This window comes from Achromobacter sp. JD417, from assembly GCF_041879325.1.
In the GTDB taxonomy this organism is placed as follows: Bacteria; Pseudomonadota; Gammaproteobacteria; order Burkholderiales; family Burkholderiaceae_B; genus Achromobacter; species Achromobacter mucicolens.
The window spans coordinates 2,450,254-2,469,768 of record NZ_CP087159.1 but is presented as its reverse complement, the minus strand read 5'-3'; the positions used below and the strand labels follow the sequence as shown (position 1 = coordinate 2,469,768).

At 66.5% G+C, this 19,515-nt stretch carries 17 protein-coding genes; 8 read left to right on the top strand and 9 right to left on the bottom strand.

Annotated features, from left to right (window positions below; translation table 11 throughout):
* Positions 1-18: 18 nt before the first annotated feature.
* The 8 genes from LN047_RS11290 (at position 19) to fliR (ending at position 6,029) form a co-directional block, all read left to right on the top strand.
* A complete protein-coding gene (locus LN047_RS11290; protein ID WP_373981784.1) occupies positions 19-1,398 on the top strand; it encodes a flagellar hook-length control protein FliK in 1,380 nt (459 codons plus the stop codon).
* A gap of 169 nt (positions 1,399-1,567) precedes the next feature.
* Positions 1,568-2,212: a flagellar basal body-associated protein FliL gene (gene fliL / locus LN047_RS11285; RefSeq protein WP_056316670.1), complete on the top strand. Its 645-nt coding sequence runs from the start codon at positions 1,568-1,570 to the stop codon at positions 2,210-2,212.
* Positions 2,213-2,214: 2 nt separating this feature from the next.
* Complete coding sequence (gene fliM / locus LN047_RS11280; protein ID WP_152384178.1) at positions 2,215-3,222, top strand: flagellar motor switch protein FliM; 1,008 nt, start codon at positions 2,215-2,217, stop codon at positions 3,220-3,222.
* Positions 3,215-3,757: a flagellar motor switch protein FliN gene (gene fliN / locus LN047_RS11275; RefSeq protein ID WP_373981783.1), complete on the top strand. Its 543-nt coding sequence runs from the start codon at positions 3,215-3,217 to the stop codon at positions 3,755-3,757. Before fliM ends, fliN begins: the two co-directional genes overlap by 8 nt.
* Before the next feature lie 11 nt (positions 3,758-3,768).
* Positions 3,769-4,092: a flagellar biosynthetic protein FliO gene (gene fliO, locus LN047_RS11270; protein ID WP_056316659.1), complete on the top strand. Its 324-nt coding sequence runs from the start codon at positions 3,769-3,771 to the stop codon at positions 4,090-4,092.
* A 34-nt stretch (positions 4,093-4,126) separates the two neighbouring features.
* The gene (fliP, locus tag LN047_RS11265) at positions 4,127-4,918 is read left to right on the top strand and encodes a flagellar type III secretion system pore protein FliP (RefSeq protein WP_373981782.1); all 792 of its coding nucleotides are present in this window, start codon (positions 4,127-4,129) and stop codon (positions 4,916-4,918) included.
* Between the two features lie 18 nt (positions 4,919-4,936).
* The gene (gene fliQ / locus LN047_RS11260; protein ID WP_056316656.1) at positions 4,937-5,206 is read left to right on the top strand and encodes a flagellar biosynthesis protein FliQ; all 270 of its coding nucleotides are present in this window, start codon (positions 4,937-4,939) and stop codon (positions 5,204-5,206) included.
* Between the two features lie 34 nt (positions 5,207-5,240).
* Positions 5,241-6,029: a flagellar biosynthetic protein FliR gene (fliR, locus tag LN047_RS11255; RefSeq protein WP_128828151.1), complete on the top strand. Its 789-nt coding sequence runs from the start codon at positions 5,241-5,243 to the stop codon at positions 6,027-6,029.
* 32 nt (positions 6,030-6,061) lie between these two features.
* On the opposite strand, the gene LN047_RS11250 is transcribed toward fliR, so the two are convergent.
* The 9 genes from LN047_RS11250 to LN047_RS11210 all read right to left on the bottom strand — a co-directional run bounded on the left by LN047_RS11250 (position 6,062) and on the right by LN047_RS11210 (position 19,512).
* Positions 6,062-7,657 (bottom strand): methyl-accepting chemotaxis protein, encoded by a 1,596-nt coding sequence (locus LN047_RS11250; protein ID WP_373981781.1) that lies wholly within the window; start codon positions 7,655-7,657, stop codon positions 6,062-6,064.
* A gap of 332 nt (positions 7,658-7,989) precedes the next feature.
* Positions 7,990-9,714 (bottom strand): methyl-accepting chemotaxis protein, encoded by a 1,725-nt coding sequence (locus LN047_RS11245; RefSeq protein ID WP_373981780.1) that lies wholly within the window; start codon positions 9,712-9,714, stop codon positions 7,990-7,992.
* A gap of 135 nt (positions 9,715-9,849) precedes the next feature.
* Positions 9,850-10,317: a hypothetical protein gene (locus LN047_RS11240; protein WP_056316644.1), complete on the bottom strand. Its 468-nt coding sequence runs from the start codon at positions 10,315-10,317 to the stop codon at positions 9,850-9,852.
* A gap of 29 nt (positions 10,318-10,346) precedes the next feature.
* Positions 10,347-12,233 (bottom strand): methyl-accepting chemotaxis protein, encoded by a 1,887-nt coding sequence (locus LN047_RS11235; protein WP_373981779.1) that lies wholly within the window; start codon positions 12,231-12,233, stop codon positions 10,347-10,349.
* A 105-nt stretch (positions 12,234-12,338) separates the two neighbouring features.
* Complete coding sequence (locus LN047_RS11230; RefSeq protein WP_373981778.1) at positions 12,339-14,198, bottom strand: methyl-accepting chemotaxis protein; 1,860 nt, start codon at positions 14,196-14,198, stop codon at positions 12,339-12,341.
* Positions 14,199-14,339: 141 nt separating this feature from the next.
* Entirely contained in the window at positions 14,340-15,599 is a 1,260-nt protein-coding gene (gene flgL / locus LN047_RS11225; RefSeq protein WP_373981777.1) for a flagellar hook-associated protein FlgL, read from the bottom strand.
* Positions 15,600-15,645: 46 nt separating this feature from the next.
* Positions 15,646-17,319 (bottom strand): flagellar hook-associated protein FlgK, encoded by a 1,674-nt coding sequence (gene flgK, locus LN047_RS11220; protein ID WP_056316633.1) that lies wholly within the window; start codon positions 17,317-17,319, stop codon positions 15,646-15,648.
* Between the two features lie 73 nt (positions 17,320-17,392).
* The gene (gene flgJ, locus LN047_RS11215) at positions 17,393-18,370 is read right to left on the bottom strand and encodes a flagellar assembly peptidoglycan hydrolase FlgJ (RefSeq protein WP_142055718.1); all 978 of its coding nucleotides are present in this window, start codon (positions 18,368-18,370) and stop codon (positions 17,393-17,395) included.
* Positions 18,371-18,375: 5 nt separating this feature from the next.
* Positions 18,376-19,512 (bottom strand): flagellar basal body P-ring protein FlgI, encoded by a 1,137-nt coding sequence (locus tag LN047_RS11210; RefSeq protein WP_056316626.1) that lies wholly within the window; start codon positions 19,510-19,512, stop codon positions 18,376-18,378.
* Positions 19,513-19,515: the final 3 nt, after the last annotated feature.

Genomic DNA, 19,515 nt, shown 5'->3' with positions numbered 1-19,515 from the left:
CCTCACAGGAAGCTTTAGATGACCGCTCCCCTGCCCTTGCCTTCGATCGCGCCGGCCTCTCCGGCGCCGGTCAACGACGCGCTCGGCGCCAAACCGGCTGCCGGGAACAAGAAAGATAAAGGCCCCGCCTTCTCCGACGTCCTGGCGCAACAGCGTCCGGCGCAGCAGCGGCCCAACCAGGCCGCCGACGCCCGCCCCGCGACCGGCAACAGCAAGACGCCGTCCAAGGACGGCAAGCCCAGCGATCCGGCCGCCACGGCCGAAGGCGCCGCCGCCGGCGCCATCAATGACGCGGTGCAGACCGCCGCCCAGGCCGAAGCCGGCGCGCTGGCCGTCGCGGCGCAGCTGCCCGTGGCCCCGTCCGACCTGCCGCAACAGGCCCTGGAGATCGCGGCCCAGGCCGCCGAACAGGTGCAGCTTGCCCGCGGCAATGCCGCTGCGGCCGTCACCGCCATGAACCAGGGCGCCGCCGTGCTGACGGCCGCGCTCAATGCCGCCGACACGTTGGCGCCGCAGGCCGCGCAGCAGACGCCGGTGGCCGCGACCGCCGGCCAGGCGCAAGACGCCGCCGCCCAGATCGCCCGCGACGCCGAGGCCGCGCTGCCGGTCCTCACCGCCGCGGTCAAGCCGGGTTCCGCGCCCGTTGCCCAGGCGCCTGCCGATCCCAAGGCGACGGTCAAGGCCGAAGCGCCCAAGGCGGCTGCCGACCTGCCGCTGCCGCGCGTCGCGCGCGAGACGCCCGCGGACCCCGCCGCGCCCGCGCCGCAGCCCCACGTCGCCGACGAAGATCTGCCCGATCTGCTGGCCGGCACAACCCCGCAATTCCAGGCGCCGCAGCATGGCGCCACGGCGCACGAGGCGCTTGGCGCCGCCCTTGCCGCCGCCACCCAGCGGCAGGCCCTGCCGGTCGTCAACCAGGCCGCTCTCGCGCAGCCGGTCGTACCCGTCGTGCTGCAAGTGGCCACGCCCGTCGGCGCCACCCACTGGGGCACCGAGCTGGGCCAGCAGATGGTCATGATGAGCAACAACGTGCGCCAGGGCATGCAGACGGCGGAACTGCGCCTGGATCCCCCGGACCTGGGCCCGCTGCGCGTCAGCCTGAACCTGGCCGATGGCGTGGCCAGCGCCTCGTTCGTGTCGGCGCACGCCTCCGTGCGCCAGGCGATCGAAGTGGCGATTCCGCAGTTGCAGCAGGCGCTCGCCCAGGCCGGCATCTCGCTGGGCCAGACCAGCGTCGGCGAACAGGCCGCGCAGCAGGAATTCGCGCAGCAGAACGGCAGCGGCTCGCAGCGTCAGCAAGGCGGCAATGCCGTCGTCGCGGACGGCGTGGCAGAGTCCGCGCAGCCCGCGGTGACGGTGTCGCGCAACGCCAACGCGTTGGTCGACACGTTCGCGTAATGATCCGGCAGCCCGCGCCCGGCAACGGATGCGGGCGGTGCAGCAATAGCTTGAGATACGCGGCTTTCGCCCTGTTTTTCGCCTCCAAGCGGCGGCGTGAATTCGGGCAGAATGCTTTCATCCACTAAGAATCCGTTTTCACCAGCGGCAAACACGCATCGAACTCCAGATGGCGACTATCAAACCCATTCCCGCGCCGGCGCGCGACGCGAAGTCCTCCGGCGGCATTGGCCGCATCCTTCGGCCGCTGCTGGCGATCCTGGTGCTGCTGCTGGTTGCCGCGGCCAGTGCCGGCGCGACCTGGTTCATCACGCAGCGCCTGCAGCAGCCGCAAGGCGGCGCCCCGGTGCAGCTTGGCGTGGGCCAGGTGCCTGGCGGCCAACCCGGCCAGCCGGGTCAGCCCGGTCAGGCCGGCGGCGTGCAAGGCCAGCCCGGCCAAGGCCCGCAGGCCACGCCGACGACCTTCGTCGCGCCGTCCGCCACCCCGATCGCCGTGCCCGCGCCCATCTTCGTGCCGATCGAAGCCTTCACGGTCACGCTGCAGAACGCGGACACGGAACGCATCATGCACGTCGGCCTGACCCTGCGCGTGAGCGACGAACAGACCCGCACGCGCCTGGAAAAGTACATGCCCGAAGTGCGTAGCCGCATCCTGATGGTGCTGTCGTCGCAGTCGCCCACCGCCGTGCAGACGCAGCAAGGCAAGAACGACATGGTCGCGGCCATCAAGCAGGCAGTGAACCGTCCCTTCTCGCCCCTGCCTGACGGCCAGTACGTGACCGACGTGCTGTTCACGGCGTTCGTGGTGCAATAAGCATGGCCTACGAGGCGTTTCTTTCGCAGGACGAAGTCGATGCGCTGCTGGCCGGCGTCACCGGCGAGAGCGATAGTAAAAAGGAATCCGACGGCCAGAACGCCGGCGCGCGCGCCTACGACTTGAGCTCGCCCGAGCGCGTCGTACGCCGCCGCATGCAGACGCTGGAGCTCATCAACGAACGCTTTGCGCGCAACATGCGCAACGTTCTGCTGAACTTCATGCGCCGCAGCGCCGACATCACCGTCGGCTCGATCAAGATCCAGAAGTACGCGGACTTCGAGCGCAACCTGCCCGTTCCCAGCAATCTGAACATGATTCAGATGAAGCCGCTGCGCGGCACGGCGCTCTTCACCTACGACCCGAATCTGGTGTTCCTGGTCATCGACAGCCTGTTCGGCGGCGATGGCCGCTACCACACGCGGGTCGAGGGCCGGGACTTCACCACCACCGAACAGCGCATCATCCGGCGCCTGCTCAACCTGACCCTGGAAAGCTACGGCAAGTCCTGGGATCCGGTCTATCCGATCGAGTTCGAGTACGTCCGTTCGGAGATGCACACCAAGTTCGCCAGCATCACCGGCAACAACGAAGTGGTGGTCGTCTCCTCGTTCCACATTGAATTCGGCGCGACCGGCGGCGACCTGAACATCTGCCTGCCCTACTCGATGATCGAGCCGGTGCGCGATCTGCTGACGCGCCCGTTGCAGGAAACGACGCTCGAGGAAGTGGATCAGCGCTGGTCGCAGCAGCTGTCGCGCCAGGTGCGCAGCGCCGACATCGACGTGGTCGCGGAATTTGCCCGCATCCCGTCGTCGATCCGCGAGCTGATGAGCCTGAAGGTCGGCGACGTCCTTCCGGTGGACGTGCCCGAAACCGTCATCGCCCACGTCGACGGCGTGCCGCTGATGGAATGCGGCTACGGCGTCTTCAACGGCCAATACGCCCTGCGCGTACAAAACCTGTTTACCCACGATACAGAACCCAACGAGGCCTCTGACCATGACTGACAAGAACGAGCCCGGCACTGGCTCGTCCCCGGCCGACGACTGGGCCGACGCGCTCGCCGAACAATCCCGCGCCAACCCGCCCACGCAAGCCGACGGTCTGAAGCCGCAGGACGACTGGGCCGCCGCGATGGCGGAACAGGCCGCCACGCCGGCGGCGGCTGCCCCCGCGCCCGCCGCCCCGGTCCCGGCCGCCGCACCCGCTGCGCCCGCGCAATCCGCGGCGCAATCGGTGTTCAAGCCGCTGGCTGGCGCCACGTCCGGCCAAGGCACCGACATCGACCTCATCATGGACGTTCCCGTTCAGTTGACGGTCGAGCTGGGCCGCACCCGCCTGACCATCAAGAACCTGCTCCAGCTGGGCCAGGGCTCCGTGGTCGAACTCGACGGCCTGGCCGGCGAGCCGATGGACATCTTCGTCAACGGCTACCTGATCGCCCAGGGCGAAGTCGTGGTCGTCGAAGAAAAGTACGGCATCCGCCTGACCGATATCATCACCCCGTCCGAGCGGATCAACCGCTTGAACAACCGTCGTTGAACCCTGGCGCCATGACCGAACCTGCTCTGCTGCGCGTCATCGTCGGCCTCGTGCTGGTGGTGGCCGCCATCCTGGTCTCGGCGTGGCTAGCCAAGCGCGCCGGACTGGTGCAACGCGGCGGCGGCAATCTGCTGCGCCAGGTTGCCAGCCTGCCGGTCGGTCCGCGCCAAAGCGTCGTCGTCGTCGAGATCGAAGACACCTGGCTGGTGGTGGGCGTTGGCCCGAACCAGCTCACCACCCTGCATACCCTGCCCGCCGGCCAGTTGCCGGAGGGTTCGCCTTTGCCCACGGCCGCCTTTGCGGCCAAGCTGGGCCAGGCACTCAAGCGCCGCTAAGGCACAACGCCCCGGCGCGAATCAAGCGATACCCATGAGTTTGCCTACCCGCACGACATTCGCACGCGCCGGCCAGCGCGCGCTGCCCATGCTGGCCGCCGCCGCGGTGCTGGGCCTGGCCTTCTTCCCGGCCGGCGTCGTGGCCCAGGCCACGCTGCCCGCGCTGACGGCCACGCCGGGCGCGGACGGCTCGCAGACGTACTCGCTCAGCATGCAGACCATGCTGCTGATGACGTCGCTGTCCTTCCTGCCGGCGGCGCTGCTGATGATGACGGGCTTCACGCGCATCATCATCGTGCTGGGCCTGCTGCGCAGCGCAATGGGCACCGCCATGTCGCCGCCCAACCACGTGCTGATCGGCCTGGCGCTGTTCCTGACCTTCTATACGATGTCGCCGGTGTTCGACAAGATCTACACCGACGCCTACAAGCCCCTGTCCGAAGGGTCGATCCAGTTCGAGGCCGCGGTCGAACGCGCCGCGGGTCCCCTGCGCACGTTCATGCTGCACCAGACGCGCGAGAACGACCTGTCGCTGTTCGCCAACCTGGCCAAACAGCCGGCGCTGGAAGACCCCTCGCAGGTGCCGATGCGCATCCTGGTCCCGGCCTTCATCACCAGCGAACTGAAAACCGCCTTCCAGATCGGGTTCACGATCTTCATTCCCTTCCTCATCATCGACCTGGTGGTTGCCAGCGTCCTGATGGCGCTGGGCATGATGATGGTGCCCCCCGTCACCGTGGCGCTGCCGTTCAAGCTGATGCTGTTCGTGCTGGCCGACGGCTGGAACCTGCTCATGGGCTCGCTTGCCCAGAGCTTCTACCAGTAACGCCGCAAGGAGATCGCCATGACTGCCGAAACCGTCATGACCATGACCTACCAGGCGATGAAGGTCGTCCTGGCAATGGCCGGTCCCCTGCTCCTCGTCACGCTGGTGGTGGGTCTGGTCATCAGCATTTTCCAGGCCGCCACGCAGATCAACGAAATGACGCTGTCGTTCATTCCGAAGCTGCTGGCCATGTGCGGCGTGCTGGTGCTGCTGGGCCCGTGGCTGATCGGCGTCATGGTCGACTACATCCGGCAGCTCATCGGCCAGATCCCCATGCTGGTGTCCTGAGCGGCGCCCGCCGCCGGACACGGGTTGCCACGCCATGTTCTCTTTCACGCTCGAGCAGCTCAACGGCTGGGTCGGCCAGTTTCTCTGGCCGTTCGTGCGTATCCTGGCGCTCGTGGCCACCGCGCCCCTGTTCTCCGAATCGCTCATTCCCGTCAAGGTCAAGATTGGCCTGGCTTTCGTGCTGGCCGTGGCGATCGGGCCCGCGCTCGATGCCATGCCGCCGGTGGCGCCCGGATCGTACGCGGGCCTGTGGATGGTGATGCAGCAGGTGCTGATCGGCATCGCCATGGGCTTTACGATGCGCATCGTGTTCGCGGCGGTGCAGACCGCGGGGGAATTCGTCGGACTGCAGATGGGTCTGTCGTTCGCGTCGTTCTTCGATCCCAGCTCGGGCGCCAACACCGCCGTGCTGTCGCGCCTGTTCAACATCGTCGCGATGCTGACCTTCCTGGCGCTGGACGGCCACCTTCTCGTCCTGGCGGCCCTGGTGCGGTCCTTCGACACCTTGCCGATTGCCACGATCCAGCTGCACCAGAATGGCTGGGGCACGGTCGTCGAATGGGGCAAGACCGTGTTCGTGTCGGGCCTGCTGCTGGCGCTGCCGCTGATCTGCGCGCTGCTCACCATCAACCTGGCGATGGGCATCCTGAACCGCGCCGCCCAGCAGCTTTCCGTGTTCTCGGTGGGCTTTCCCGTCACGCTCATCATCGGCGTGACGGTGTTGACCATCGTGCTGCCTCACGCCGGCCCGTTCCTGGAATCGCTCTTCGAATCGGGCCTGACCGCGATGAGCCGCGTCGTGGACGCCCTGGCGGGACGCTAGCGGGGCCGGCGAGCGGCCCTGCCGCCAGCCGCTCAGTGCTGGCCCACCACGCGGAAGACGCGGATGGTCTCGCGCAGCGCGCCCGACTGATTGCCCAACTGCGTCACCGCGCCGCCCAGCTCCTGCACGAGCGCCGTGTTCTGCTCGGTCATCACGTCCATCTGCGAGACCGCGGTGTCCACCTGCTCGATGCCGGTCGACTGTTCCTGCGAGGCGCGCGAGATCTCGCTGATGATGGCCGTGACGCGGTGCACGGCGTCCACGATCTCCTGCATCGTCGCGCCAGCCTGTTCGGCCTGTGCCGAGCCTTCCGTCACGCGATCGACCGAATCTTCGATCAGCGACTTCACTTCCTTGGCCGCCTGCGCGCTCTTTTGCGCCAGGCTGCGCACCTCGCCCGCCACCACCGCAAAGCCCTTGCCGGATTCGCCGGCCCGGGCCGCTTCCACCGCCGCATTCAGCGCCAGGATGTTGGTCTGGAAGGCGATGCCTTCGATGATGCTGACGATGTCGGCGATCTTGCGCGAGCTGTCTGAAATGCCGTGCATGGTGTTGACCACCTGCCCCACGGCCACGCCGCCGCGCCGCGCGACGTCCATGCTGCTGGCGGCCAGGTCGTTCGCCTGCCGCGCGTTGTCGGCGTTCTGACGCACGGTCGAGGTCAGTTGCTGCATGCTGGCGGCCGTCTGCTGCAACGACGCCGCCTGCCCCTGAGTACGGCCGGCCAGTTCCTGGTTGCCGCGGGCAATGTGCACGGCGGCGTGCGTCGTGCCTTCGATGCCGCGGTACACATCGTGCGCGATGCCGATCAGGCTCTTGCGCATCACTTCCAGCGAAAACTTCAGGCTGCCCACCTCGTCATCCGACTCGGGCACGATCTGCGTCGTGAGATTGCCAGCCGCGACCTGGCGCGCCATGTTGGCAGCGTCCAGCATCGGATCCAGGAGCGAACGCGACAGGCTCCAGCCCATGCCGTAGATGGCGGCAACGGCCAGCGCTATCGCGCCGCAGCCCAGCCCCGCGCCCCACGGCGACAGGCTGTCCCAATTGGCGTGCAGCCCATAAGCGCCCGCCGCGGCGACAAAGCCGGCCGACAGCGTGGCGTGGCGCAGCATGCGGTTGCGCACGCCGGACCGGAACGGAAAGGCCAGCACGTCCAGCCCGCGGCGCCAGCCGGCGCGCACGGGACGGCCACGCAGGATGCGCACGCCCTTGGCCGTGCCCTCGCGCATGCGCGCATAGAGTTCCTCGGCCATCTCGACCTGCTCTTCCGACGGACGCACGCGCACCGACGAATAAGCCACGACCTCGCCGTTCTCGACAATGGGCGTGGCGTTGGCCAGCACCCAGTAAAAGCCGCCATCCTTGCGGCGGTTCTTGACGACCCCCAGCCAGGACTCGCCGGCCTCCAGGGTCTCCCAAAGATCCGCGTAGGCCTCCGGGGGCATGTCGGGATGGCGCACGATGTTGTGCGGCTTGCCGATGAGTTCGTCGCGCGTGAAGCCGCTGACATCGACGAACGCAGGGTTGGCATAGACGATGCGGCCCTTGGTATCCGTGCGCGAGATCAGGTATTGATCCTCGCGCAGCTTGGTTTCCACATTGGTGACGGGTAGGTTGACGCGCACGGCTTGTCTCCGGGTTTACAACATATACGACAGCAGATTGAGCGGCATGCAACGGACGCGATGCGAGGCAACGGTGCACTCCCGCCGGCTTCGTCTGGCGCCCGATCCCCCGGTCACCATCGATCCCTGTGTTTTCGGCCTGACGCATCAGGCGTTGCCAATGTTTACGGTCATAAAGCAGAAAACTTAACGTGCTTATGACCGCGATCAACGCCCTTATAACCGCTGGAAATATGACAGGCGATTCCTGCCGGATCCGAGCAGTACGGACGTAAAAAAGCCGCGCCCGATCCCACATTTGCGGGATCGGGCGCGGCCCGGAACAACAACGATCAGTTCAGCGACGGCGCGGCATAACCGCCGAGCTGATGCGCAGGCACTTCAATGACTTCGCCCGCGTTGATCTTGAACACGGCCACCGCTTCGGCCAGGCGCTGGGCCTGCTCCTGCAGCGATCCGGCGGCGGCCGCGGCCTCTTCCACCAGCGCCGCGTTCTGCTGCGTCACTTCGTCCATCTGCGACACCGCGCGGTTGACCTGGTCGATGCCGCTGGACTGTTCCTCGGACGCCGCCGAGATCTCGCCCATGATGTCCGTCACGCGCTTCACCGACGCCACGATTTCCTGCATGGTCGCGCCGGCGCGTTGCACCTGCTGCGAACCGGCGCCCACCTTGGAGACCGAGTCCTCGATCAGACCCTTGATTTCCTTGGCGGCCTGGGCGCTGCGCTGCGCCAGCGAGCGCACTTCGCCCGCCACCACCGCAAAGCCCTTGCCTTGTTCACCGGCACGCGCGGCTTCGACCGCGGCGTTCAGCGCCAGGATGTTGGTCTGGAACGCGATGCCGTCGATGACCGACACAATCTCGGAAATCTTGCGCGAGCTGGCCGAAATGCCTTCCATGGTGTTGACCACTTCCGACACGGCGGAACCGCCGCGTTCGGCCACGTCCGACGCGCTGGCCGCCAGCTGGTTGGCTTGGCGCGCGTTGTCGGCGTTCTGCTTCACGGTCGAGGCCAGCTCTTCCATCGAGGCAGCGGTCTCTTCCAGCGAAGCGGCCTGCTCTTCCGTGCGGCTGGACAGATCCGTGTTGCCCGCGGAAATCTCGCGCGAGCCCACCGTGATCTCGTCCACGCCGCGGCGCACCGTCGACACCGTGCGCGTCAGGCTTTCCTGCATGCGCTTGAGGGCGGCGAACAGCTGGCCGATTTCGTTGTGCGAACGCACTTCCACACGGCCCGTCAGGTCGCCGGCGGCGATCTTGTCAAAGTGCTGGCCGGCCTCGACCAAGGGGCGCACGACCAGGCGGCCGAACAGGATGCGGGCAAGCACCATCAAGAGCAGCGCCAGCACCACGGCGACACCCACGGCGATCATGGCCAGCTTGAAGTTCGCTTCAGCCTGCTCAATGGTCTCGCGCTGCTGATCGGCGATGTACTTGTCGAATTGGGCGATCGCCTCGATGAAGGCGGCGCTGCGCGGCGTGCCGTATTCGTTGTTCACCATGTAGAACGTCGAATAGTCTTCGCTGCGCAGGGCTTCGACCATCGTGTCCACGCCGTCGTCGATGTACGAGCGATAGCGGCGCACCAGGTTCATCGACAGCTGGCGGCCGGTGTCGTCCTCGAGCATGTTCTTCTGGAAATCGGCAAAGCGGCTGCGCACGCCGGTCAGGAGGTCGGTCGCGCCCTTGAGCGCGGCGGCCGCGTCACGCGCCGAATTCTCGCCGCTGCCCCAGCCGGACTCCTGCAAGTGGCGGGCGGCCACCATCAGGCTCACGCGTGCACGCAGCATGTCGCTGTTGATGATCTCGACCTGCTTGGCGCGCTCGGTCAGCGCATTGACCTCTCGGATCGATTCATAGTTGCTTTGCAGGAAGTAGGCGGCCAAGCCCCCCACCGCTGCGATCAGCAGCGCGAAAAACGCCATCACCCACAGCAGCATCGTGCCGACGCGCGCATCGCGCAGCCTCAGTTTGCGCTTGACCTTGGGTGCGCGCGCGGCTTTTTTCTTGCCCGCCTTGCCGGCCTTTGCGCCGGATTCGAGACTCGCTTCCATTTATTTCCCCATCCCTCAGGAACTGCTCTGACCAAATGAAAAACCACCCGTGGGACACGCCCTGTTACACAGGGCTTGCACTCAGGGCGACGAACATCGGGCTTGGGGCCCGATGTCTTCTGCTGGACTGCGGGGCTATTTGCCCTGCGGCGCCAGACCGGCCGGTTCTCCCGGACCCGGAATGTAGATGGTTTGCACCTCGGGAGCCACGGCCGGTTGGGCCCAGTCCTGAGTGATCTCAGGCGCAGGGGCCGGTCCCAACAATTTCTGGCGTTCCCAGGGTTCCAGCAGAATATTGGTGCTGTCGACGAGCCGCATCAGCCGGCCATCGGGGCCGAACTGCAGCAGCGCTTCCTTGCGGCTGTACAGGCCGTCGGCGACAAAGGTGATTTTGTGGGACCAGAGCATCAGCACCGTGCCGTCGCTCTGTTTGAACTGTTGGGCAGGCGGAGCGGTCAGCGCGCGCGCGGCCTCTTCCACCGTCGTCTGACCGGGCGTCAGGGTCGACAGCTTGCTCGGATCGAAGTTATGACCCGTTGCCGCGCAACCCGCGACAAAGGCCGCAATCGCGGCCGCTGCCAGAAGATGTAGATAACCTCGCATACCCTGCCTATTTGCCGGTCTACCCGGCGTCAGAAAGATTCCCAATCGTCGTCCGAAGGCGCCTGCCGCCGGCTTGCGGCCGGTGCGGATGCGGGCTTCGGGTCGGTCTTCGCGGCGGGCGCGGAGCGCGTCGCCGCCGGTCTGCGCGGCGGCCGCGCGGCCGAGGCGCCTGCGGCCGGCTCGGACTTGGTGGCCGTGCTGTGCGCCAGCCGCACCGCGGCGGGCCTGGCTGCCGGCGCGGCGGGCGCCGGCGCAGGCTCGGCCGCCCGCGCGGGTGCCCCGGCAGCCTCCGGCGCCGCCACGCGGGCGGCCGGCCGATGCTGTTGGGCCAACTGGCGCGCCGGCACTTCGATGACTTCGCCCGCATTGATCTTGAACACCGCCACCGCTTCGGCCAGACGCTGGGCCTGATCCTGCAACGAACCGGCGGCGGCCGCGGCCTCTTCCACCAGCGCCGCGTTCTGCTGCGTCACTTCGTCCATCTGCGAAACCGCACGGTTCACCTGGTCGATGCCGCTGGACTGCTCTTCGGACGCCGCCGAGATCTCGCCCATGATGTCCGTCACGCGCTTCACCGAGGCCACAATCTCCTGCATCGTCGCGCCGGCGCGTTCGACCTGCTGCGACCCGGCGCCGACCTTTGAAACCGAGTCCTCGATCAGGCCCTTGATTTCCTTGGCCGCCTGGGCGCTGCGCTGCGCCAGCGAACGCACCTCGCCCGCCACCACCGCGAAACCCTTGCCCTGCTCACCCGCGCGGGCCGCTTCCACGGCGGCGTTCAGCGCCAGGATGTTGGTCTGGAACGCGATGCCGTCGATGACGGACACAATTTCCGAGATCTTGCGCGAACTGGCCGAAATGCCTTCCATCGTGCTGACCACTTCCGCCACCGCCGAACCGCCGCGCTCGGCCACGTCCGATGCGCTGGCCGCCAGCTGGTTGGCCTGACGGGCGTTGTCGGCATTCTGCTTGACGGTCGAAGCCAGCTGCTCCATCGACGCAGCGGTCTCTTCCAGGGAGGCCGCCTGCTCTTCCGTGCGGCTGGACAGATCCGTGTTGCCCGCGGAAATCTCGCGCGAGCCGACGTTGATCTCGTCCACGCCGCGGCGCACCGCGGACACCGTCCGCGCCAGGCTTTCCTGCATGCGCTTGACTGCCGCCATCAACGCGCCGACCTCGTTCGTGGAATTGACGTCCACCCGCACGGTCAGGTCGCCGGCGGCGATCTTGTCAAAGCTCTCGCCCACGGCGCGCAGCGGACGCAGCACGACGCGGTTCATGAAGAGGAACGCGCCCAGCGACACGGCCAGAATCAGCAGCGCCAGGCCGATATACACGTAGGTCATCGTCGACGCATGCGCGCGCGACGTCTGCAACATCTCTTGGCTGTATTTGTTGATGTTGGCGGAGAAGTCGGTGAGCTGCTTGAAGAACGCGCCGCTGGCGGCGCCCGCCTTGGTGTTCTTGAGCGACAGATAGGTCGCGGCATCGCCCTTGTCCAGGGCGGCCATCATGCTTTCCAGCGACTCGGCAAAGCCGTTGAACGCGGAAAGCAGCTGGCCTTCCGACGCGCGGCCGACGTCGGTGGTCTTCGGAATCGCCTTGAAGGTCTCCATCTTCTTCTTGGAGTCCGCGATCAACTGCTGGACGATGCGCGAGTTCTCGGCAGCGCCGCTCGTATCGCCCGCGGCGCGTTGCGCGGCGGCAATGTCGGCGCGCACGGTCGCGCGCAGCATCTGGGTGTACGAATCCTTGATCAGATTGCTCTGCTGCACGCTCAGAGAATCCAAGGCGTCTATCGCCCGGGTATTGGACTGCATGCTGTTCCAACCCAGGACAATGGCAACGAGCGCGGCCAGGGCAACTGCCAACTGGGCCAGCATCAATCCGGTGCGCACCTTCAGATTGCTAAACATTTCCGTAGTTCCGGTAGCCGTCCCGGCGGCGCTTTCGTGGCCGCCGGGCCGTAAAAGGGGTTTTCCTCTACTGCCTGTTCAATGCACTGACGCCCACAACAACCGTCAGAAAGATTCCCAATCGTCGTCCGAGGGTGGCGGACGGCGCGTGGCGGGCTTGGGCGCGGCTGCCGGCGCGTCTGCGGCGTCCGCGGCGCGCGCTGCCGGCCGGCGCATCGGGCGCGCGGCGGTCGCGCCCGCCGGCTTGGGCCGGGCCACTTGCGTCAAACGCGGTGCCGGCGCGGCCTTAGGCGTAGGCGCGGGCTCGGGCTGCGCGGCCGGCTTGGCGGGTTCTTCCTGTGCGGGCTTAGGCGCGGCCATCAGCGGCGCGCTGCGTTGCTGCGCCAACTGGCGCGCGGGCACTTCGATCACTTCGCCGGCGTTGATCTTGAACACGGACACGGCTTCGGCCAGGCGCTGGGCCTGTTCCTGCAGCGAGCCGGCGGCGGCCGCGGCCTCTTCCACCAGCGCCGCGTTCTGCTGCGTCACTTCATCCATCTGCGACACCGCGCGGTTCACCTGGTCGATGCCGCTGGACTGTTCTTCGGACGCTGCCGAGATCTCGCCCATGATGTCCGTCACGCGCTTCACCGACGCCACGATTTCCTGCATCGTGGAACCGGCGCGTTCGACCTGCTGCGAACCGGCGCCCACCTTGGTCACGGAGTCTTCGATCAGGCCCTTGATTTCCTTGGCGGCCTGCGCACTGCGCTGGGCCAGCGAGCGCACTTCGCCCGCCACCACCGCAAAGCCCTTGCCCTGCTCACCCGCGCGGGCAGCTTCCACCGCCGCGTTCAGCGCCAGGATGTTGGTCTGGAACGCAATGCCGTCGATGACCGACACGATCTCCGAGATCTTGCGCGAACTGGCGGAGATCTCCTGCATCGTGTTGACCACTTCCGACACCGCCGAACCGCCGCGCTCGGCCACGTCAGAGGCACTGGCGGCCAGCTGGTTGGCCTGGCGGGCATTGTCCGCGTTCTGCTTGACGGTCGAGGCCAGCTCTTCCATCGAGGCGGCGGTCTCTTCCAGCGAAGCGGCCTGCTGCTCCGTGCGGCTGGACAGGTCGGTGTTGCCCGCGGAGATTTCGCGCGCGCCCAGGTTGATCTCTTCGACACCGCGGCGCACCGAGGCCACGGTGCGCGTCAGGCTTTCCTGCATGCGCTTGATGGCGCCGAACAGGTGACCGATTTCGTTGGTGCTGCGCACTTCGATGCGGCCTGTGAAATCACCAGCCGAGATCTTCTCGAAGTGGTCGCCGGCTTCATGCAGCGGACGCAGGACGGTGCGATTGATGAAAATCCAGCAGCCCAGCGCCAGAACCAGGGCGATGGCCAGCATCACGAGGGTCACGGTGCGGGAAATGTTGTGATCCGTCTCTGCCTGCGCGATGAGCTCGTCGGTGCGCGTGTCCGTGAACTGCAGCACGTTGTTCACGGCCTCGCGGAACGCGGTGTTCGCGGCGGCGCCGGCGTCGTTCAGGTCCAGGTAGTCTTGAATGGCCAGATTCTTCAGCGCGGCGGCCTGGCGGCGGTAGACGTCATCGAACTGCTTGTAGGCGGCGTCCAGCTTGGCCACGATCTCTTCGGACCCCGCCATGCGCGGCGCCTTGCGGAAGGCGTCGAACAACTTCAAACCATCGGCCATGAGGCCGTCGGCGCGTTGGGCCTGCGAGGTCGACTGTTCGGTCTTGCCCTGCTGCATGTCCATCAGCGAATTGGCAAGCAGCAGGCGTCCGCGCAGGAACGTGCTGTAGGCGCGCTGCAGTTGCGTCGCCTGGTTGGCATAGGCTTCGTTGACCTGTGCCAGCTTGTCGCTGCCGGAGTTCAACCCCATCCACGCCACCCCGTTCGAAATGAACATGGCGCCCGTGAAGAGCAACAGCACCAGAATGATACAAGTGCGAACTTTCAAATTTCCAAGCATGAAATATCCGAGCGTTAAGCAACGAAGAACGACACAACCCACCCTATACGCACTACGGACGCCCCGGCCCTTGGCCGGCAGCGTCCGAAAAGTGCGCCTGTCGCGGTGCGGACACGCCGCGCCGCGCTGAAACCTACCGCATCACTTGCGGCTGAACAGGCTGGAACCCTGAATGGTCATGAAAGCAGCCGAAGCCGCCTGCAAGGCCACCTGGCGCAGCGCGAGCTGGCTGGCGCCCGCGTAGTAGTCCAGGTCTTCCAGATCCGACAGCGACTTCGAGTACGACAAGCCCTTCTGCGTGCCGGTGGCGTCCAGCGCCTCCAGCTCGTTCAGGCGGGCGCCCACCGACGCGCCCACGGTCAGGACGTTGTCGTAGTTGGTCGCGAGTTTCTTGTTCGCCGTTGCCAGTTCGTTGTTCAGGCGCGCCAGCGCCTTTTCATCGCCCGCGATCGGCGAGTCCAGGACCTTGATGAGGTTGTCCAGGGTGTTGAACAGATCCACATCGGCCGATTGGATGCTCTCGACATCGATCACGTCGCCATTTTGCGGCGTACCTTTGACCACCACGGCGACGCCGCCGAAGTCGATGCTGGCGCCTTCCTTGTATTCCGTGGGACCGGCCGGCGGCGCGGGCGTGATCACCGGCGGCACGGGCGGCGTGGCGGACGGGTCGGTCGTGATGACGCGATAGCCCATGTTGCCCGTGGCGGGGTCCGATTCGAACTGCAGGCTGAAATTCTTGCCGATGTTGGGGCTGCCCGGCGTGACCGAGACCGTGCTGAACTGCGCGGTGCCGCCGTTGGCCGCAGACGCCGTGCTCACGTACGCCGTCGAACCCGGATTGGCGCGATTGAAGATGTCGCTGCCCAGGTCGCTGGTGGACAACTGGCGCGACTGGTCGACCTGCACGGTGCGCTCGCCGGTGGCGCCGCTGTAGACGATCTTGCCCGTCGCGTCCTGGGCGTAAGGCACCACGCTGCCTTCATAACCCGAGAACATATATTGGCCATTGCCGTCGGTGCTGTTGGCAAGGCCCAGCAGCGCGTCGCGCGCGCTCTTGAGCGCCGTGGACAGCGCCTGGCGGTCGCTGTCGGCAAACGTGCCGTTACCGGCCTGCACGACGCGCGTGCGCACGTCCTGCAGCGCGGTGGTGATCGAGTCCAGGACGTTGGCTTCCTGGCCGAGATTGGTCTTGGCCGTGTTGCGGTTCAGGCCGTACGTCGTGTTCATGCTCTGCGTCTGCGCGACGCCGATCGACAGGGAAGCCGCCAGCGGATCGTCCGCGGGGGTGAGGAACTTGCGGCCGCTGCCAACCTGTTCCACCAGGCGATTCATGTCGGATTCCTGGGCGAGAACGCCGCTCAGGCCGTTCGTGTACATCATCGTGGTGCTCAGACGCATGGTGCAGCTCCGAAATGCTTTCTAGTATTCACAGTCAACGTTCTGATCAGCCGCGCAGGCCCAACAGCGTGTCAAAAATGGTGCTCGCCACATCGATGATGCGGGCGCTGGCCTGGTATTGCTCCTGGTACAGCGACAGGCTTACGTATTCTTCGTTCAGGTTCACGCCCGACACCGCCTGCTGCGCGGCCGTCGTCTGCTTGATCAGGTTGACCTGCGCCGTGGCAGCGGTCTTGATCTGCTGCGTCTGCACGCCGACCGTGTTCACGACCTGCGCAAACATGTCGTTGATGCTCATCGTGCCGTGGCTCAGCACCTTGCTGGTCTGCAGCTGCGCCAGCTTCAAGGCGTTCTTGCCGTTGGCATCGCCGCCGTCCAGGTCCGCCGCGGCAACCTTGTCGGGATCGGTGATCAGCACGTTGATGTCGCGGGCCGCGTTACGCGTGGGCGACAGCGACCACTTGTCGCCGGCCTGGGGCGGCGCATTGATGGTCAGCGTCACGCCCATCTCGCTTTCGAGATTCAGCGTGGCGGTGGGCGGGGTGCCGGTGGCCGGGCCGTTGTAGACCTGCGAGCCTTCCGGCATGCGCACGACCTGGTAATTGGTGCCGTCGAACGAGATCTCGTAGTCCTTGGCATTGACGTTTGCCAGGTCGGTGAATTCGCCCGAGATCTGCGCGTTGCTCTTGTTTGCCGTATTGGGCACGCTCTGCGGCGAACCGATACTGAAGAAGTCCGTGCCCGGATTGCCGCCCTGGTCCAGACCCTGCTTGTGCTGCTCGTTGAACGACAGCGCCAGGCCGACGGCCATCTGGCCAAGCTGGTTCTGCATGACGTCCAGCGACGAGGCGCGGAACTGCAACAGGCCGCCCAGCTTGCCGCCGGAGATTTCCGTGTCGTTCATCTCGACCGCGATGGTCTTGCCGGTGCCCGCGGGCAGCGTGTAGGCAATGACCGTGCGGCCCGCGTCCGAGGCGGACGGCACGGCCTGCAGCGGGTAGAGGGTGTTGCCCGACAGCAGCGACTGCCCGCCCTTCGTGAGCGAGATGCTGATCTTGTCGCCCTGCTCGTAGGTCGTGATGCCGATGAGCTGGTTCAGTTCCATGACGGCCTGGTCGCGCTGGTCGAGCAGGTCGTTGGGGGGGCTGCCGCCCGCCTTGCCGGCCGCCAGCGAGATCTGCTGGTTCAGGTCGTCGATGCGGGTCAGGTAGCTGTTGACCTGGTCGACCGTGGTGCTGATCTGCGAGTTCAGGCCTTCACGCTGCTTCTGCATTTCCGAGTAGGCCGAGCGGATCTGCGTCGTCAGGCTGTTGGCCTGGCCGAGCAGGTCGGCGCGCGCGGCGGGATCCGCCGGCTTGCTGGCCACCGTGTTCATGCTGGTGAAGAAATTGGTCAGACCCGGGGCGATGCCCACGGTGCGGTCGGAGAACAGGTTGTTGATCTGCGAAACCTGGTCAAGCTGCGCCTGGAGCTGGGCGCCGCTGCCGTTCGCGCCGACGAGCTGCTTGTACAGGAAGCTGTCGTAGCTGCGAACGACGGTGTCGACCTGGACGCCGCGGCCGATGTAGCCATTGGCGGTCGCCTGGGCGCCCGCGGTCGAGGTCATGACGCGCTGGCGGTTGTAGCCGACCGTGGTGGCATTGTTGATGTTGTGGCCGGTGGTTGCCAGGCCCGCTTGCGCCGCGTTCAACCCGCCCAGTGCCGTTTTGTACAAATTCATGCTGACAATGCCCCGTATGTAACCGCAGCTGTTATCTCTGGATACTCCGTTTACGGCAGGAGCTCACCCAAATTTAGAGTCCTTCCAGCATCCGCCGCGAATTTTCCACATTGGATGCCGCGCCCCGAAGCTGGCCCATGATGCCGATGAGCTTCTGGGCGTAACGCGGGTCCGTCGCGTAACCGGCGTCCTGGATCCGGCGCGCCGCCTCGATCTCGTTGCGGGCCGTCGTCACGCTTTCGTAGCGCGGGCTGTTGCCGATCAGGCGGGCGTAGTCGGCGAAGGATTCCTCGTACGACGCGTAGGCCCGGAACGGCTGCGTCACCTTGCGGGCAACGCCGTCTTCGTATTCGGTGGTCAGCACATTGACGACCTTGCCCTTCCAGCTTGGACCGGCTTTGATGCCGAACAGGTTGAAGCTGGTGCTGCCGTCGGCGTGCTTGATCTCGCGCTTGCCCCAGCCGGATTCCAGGGCCGCCTGGCCCATGATGAGGCGGGCCGGCACGCCGCTTTGCTGCGACGCCAGATTGGCAGCGCGCGACATCTTGGACACAAAGTCGACCACGTGCCCGGGCGCGCCTTCCGCCGCGGCCAGCGCGCGGTCCGCGGGCCGGTTGTTGCGCATCACGTTCAGCAACGCGGACACCTCACGCGATCCGCCCGTCTGGAAGTCCAGATCACCGCCCTGCCCGATGCGCTTGATCGCTTCGTCGGACATCTCGCCGGGCGTGCCCTGCTGCATCTGCGCCAGGATGGCCTGCGACAGGCCGATGCCGGGCGAGGCCAGGTGCAGCGCCAGCTGCTCATCCGCCATGGATTGCAGCATCTGCGTCTGCTGGGAATCGAACAGCCCCTCTTTCGGCGTGGCCTCGCGCATGCGCTTGACCATCATCTGCAGGAACAGCGCCTCGAACTGCTTGGCGACCTGTTTTTGCTGCTCGGTGCCGGCGGGGTCTTTCTTGACGTCGCGCTTCAGGTCCGACAGGCGGCCCATGTCGAAGACCGAGTCCTGCCGGGTGCTGGCGCCTGCCGCGTCGTTGGTGTAAGCCATGTCCGTCAGATGATTTCAAGTTCGGCGCGCAGCGCGCCCGCGCTCTTCATCGCCTGCAGGATGGCCAGCAGGTCCTGCGGCGTGGCGCCCAGGGCGTTCAGGCCCTTGACCACGTCGGCCAGGTTGGCGCTGGTGCTCACGCGCTGCAGCGAACCGTTGTCCTGACGCACTTCGATCTGGGTATTGGGCACCACCACCGTCTGGCCTTGCGTGAACGGCGTGTCCGGCTGGACCACTTCGTTCTGGCGGTTGATGATGACCGACAGGTTGCCGTGCGCGACGGCGGCCTCTTCGATCATGACCGTGCGGTTCATGACGACCGATCCCGTACGGGCGTTGATGATGACCTTGGCGACCGTGGGCGCGCGGGTGACCTGCAGGTCTTCCATCTGCGACAGGAAGCGGGCTTGCGAGCCCTGCTCCATGGGCGTGCGCACCTGGATCACGCGGCCGTCCAGCGCGGTGGCCGTGCCCTGCCCGAACCTGCGGTTCAGGGCGGTGGCCACGTTCTGCGCCGTGCCGAAGTCGGTGTTGTTCAGTTCGACATGCACGTAGCCGTCGCGCGTGAACGTGGTCGGCACGCCGCGCTCGACGATGGCGCCCGCGCTGATGCGGCCGCCGTTCAGCTGGTTGATCTGCACGCTGGAGCCGCCCGCGGAGGCGCCCGCGCCGCCGACCAGGATGTTGCCCTGGGCTATGGCGTAGACCTGGCTGTCCGCGCCCTTGAGCGGTGTCATCAGAAGCGTGCCGCCGCGCAGGCTCTTGGCGTTGCCCATCGAGGACACCACCACGTCCAGCGTCTGGCCGGGCCGCGCAAACGCCGGCAAGGTGGTCGTGACCATGACGGCCGCCACGTTCTTCAACTGCATGTTGCTGCCGGCGGGCACCGTGATGCCCAGCTGCGACAGCATGTTCGTCAGGCTCTGCTGCGTGAAAGGCGTCTGGCGCACCTGGTCGCCGCTGCCGTCCAGGCCCACGACCAGGCCGTAGCCGATCAGCTGGTTGCCGCGCACGCCCTGGATGCTTGCCAGATCCTTGAGCCGTTCGGCGTGCGCCGCGCCGGCGCCCGCGGCCAGGCCGACGGCCACGCACACCCGCGCCAACAGGGACAGCAAGGTGGATATCGGAGTCGGTTGTTTCATGAT